The sequence below is a fragment of the Candidatus Symbiopectobacterium sp. genome (assembly GCF_020054415.1).
In the GTDB taxonomy this organism is placed as follows: Bacteria; Pseudomonadota; Gammaproteobacteria; order Enterobacterales; family Enterobacteriaceae; genus Symbiopectobacterium.
This window is the reverse complement of sequence record NZ_JAHWCO010000615.1, coordinates 1-1,385: the sequence shown is the minus strand read 5'-3', so window position 1 is coordinate 1,385 and position 1,385 is coordinate 1. Positions and strand designations below refer to the sequence as shown.

At 50.8% G+C, this 1,385-nt stretch carries 1 protein-coding gene, 1 other RNA gene and 1 pseudogene; 1 reads left to right on the top strand and 2 read right to left on the bottom strand.

The window, feature by feature from the left end:
* Positions 1-309 precede the first annotated feature (309 nt).
* Positions 310-406: signal recognition particle sRNA small type (gene ffs / locus QZ506_RS17905), an RNA gene on the bottom strand.
* Between the two features lie 198 nt (positions 407-604).
* On the opposite strand from ffs, the pseudogene QZ506_RS17900 reads away from it, so the two are divergent.
* A pseudogene (locus QZ506_RS17900) lies at positions 605-922 on the top strand (MGMT family protein).
* Between the two features lie 19 nt (positions 923-941).
* On the opposite strand, the gene QZ506_RS17895 reads toward QZ506_RS17900, so the two are convergent.
* Positions 942-1,160 (bottom strand): hypothetical protein, encoded by a 219-nt coding sequence (locus QZ506_RS17895; protein WP_291972962.1) that lies wholly within the window; start codon positions 1,158-1,160, stop codon positions 942-944.
* Between the last annotated feature and the right edge of the window lie 225 nt (positions 1,161-1,385).

Sequence of the window (1,385 nt, the reverse complement as noted above, 5' to 3'; positions counted from 1 at the left end):
GTCCAGTGAAACGACGGATCCTCGCAACGCAAAATCATGCAGTTAGGCCTCATGAGAAAACTGTACACCTGAGGACACAAGCATTTTCTACCAAAACTGGCTTGGCAAAACAGCATGACTCACTATTATTCAACAAAGCCATAAAGACCAACAAAGCACGCTTATCTACGTGCGCTTTAATACCAATAGAGCAGCCCATCAGCAATGTAATGTCATCAATAAACGAATGCAATACGCAGAACAGAATGAAGAGAATAAGAATAAAAAAGCGCGGAAAATAAAAAAGGAAATGAATATAAAGGGTGGAGGCACTGCCAGCTACATCCCGGCACACACGTCTCCTGCTGCGGCTGCTTCCTTCCGGACCTGACCGAGTCCACAGGGTAATGTTGCGGGAGAACCGACAGGGCCTCCATTGATTCGTTGACTCTGCTTGGTACAGAGCGTGGGCATTATCGGGTATGCGCACCTCAATTGCAAGTTGACCGCAGCCAACCGTCGTTTTCTTATTCGATTTCAGTTTCTCGACCGGCGAAACACAGGTTTGCAAGCCCTTGCACCTGTGACACTATGTTTATTCGTCTTAATATTCAAAGGAGTAGCGATGTAGCAGGATAACTTTCGCCAGCACGTTTTTCATATCATCGCAGCCATACCCTGGTGCAAGGTTACCACCTACGGGGAGGTGGCCCGCCTGGCGGGTTCCGCACGCGCTGCCCGTCAGGTCGGCGGCGTATTAAAAAAGCTGCCCGAAGGCAGCTCGCTTCCCTAGCATCGGGTAATAAATCGTCACGGTGAAATTTCGCTGACTGGCCCAGATTACATTCGCCAGAGCGAGGCGCTCAGGGCCGAAGGGATAACCTTTACGCGTCAGGGCAAGATCGATCTCACTCGCTATGGCTGGCAGGGAGAAACGCCCTGAGAGCCATGAGGTGTTATCCCTAAGTATTTAGCGGTGTATGGGTGCTGGGGGTCAATAAGCCGCCCTGCGAGCGCGTTGGCAGTGCCACTGACTCCACCGGAATCAACAGCAGATCCGCACGCGTCACACCGTTGGTGATCACAGCGGGAATGTCCTGCGTTGCCATCACCACGCGGTTATCAATGGTCACCGCTGCGCTAAGCGCATATTCGCATCGTGATCGATCAGTGATTCGCATGACAATCGATCACGATTTCGCATGAAAGGTCGATCACTCCGGGACTTAACTCTTTTAACCTCCTCTCCATTCGCAGTTTCTACTGAAATGGAGATAACGATGGCCAGAAAGAGAAAAAGCAAGAGTCCCATGGAGACTTGTCTTCAGATCTTCAAACTCAAATTTGAGCGCAACCAGTCTAATCACACCATCGCCGCCGCTCTTAGGGTCAGCCTTTCCACGGTG